Annotated in this window: 1 pseudogene; it reads right to left on the bottom strand. The window is 60.9% G+C overall.

What is annotated here, in order from left to right:
• A pseudogene (locus HMPREF3039_RS13975) lies at nt 1-527 on the bottom strand (hypothetical protein); the annotation flags it as partial.

A 527-nucleotide genomic window follows, 5' to 3' on the forward strand; every position in this document is an offset into this window, starting at 1 on the left:
GCGTCGTTGATCATCAGGCCGTGGTCCCAGAAGTCTCCCAGGGAGGCGTCGCCCATGATTTCGTTATGGGAGAATACCTTGTCGGGAGGGAGCATGGGGTCGGCAAAGGAGTTTCCGATGCCCACGCCCGGAACGCCTGACTGGTAGGCGAAGCGTTTGGCGATGGCGGCTTTGGAATCGGTCTTGTACCATCCTGGGGTGAGTCTGAATCCCGCGAATCCGGCGAGGCTGGAGGGCTGCTGGAAGGGGAGTTCGGCGGCCACAATCTTGTTGACCTGTTCGGCGCCGGGTCCGCCGAATGGGGAGAGCCGGGTGCCGTCGTTGGAGAGGATGTTGGAGATGGTGATGGGGAAGAAGTCGCTGTTGGCGTTCTTGACTTCAAACTGGTAGGGGCTGTAGGATCGTCCGAGTTCGGATGCGGTGGGCATCTGGCTGCCCCAGAAGAGTGGGCTGGAGTGCTGCCAGGTCTTGGCGCGGTAGTCCTTTCCTTCCGGGTAGGTGCCGATGACGGGAGTTTTGCCCCATTT

Source organism: Akkermansia sp. KLE1798, assembly GCF_001580195.1.
Taxonomy (GTDB): Bacteria; Verrucomicrobiota; Verrucomicrobiia; order Verrucomicrobiales; family Akkermansiaceae; genus Akkermansia; species Akkermansia biwaensis.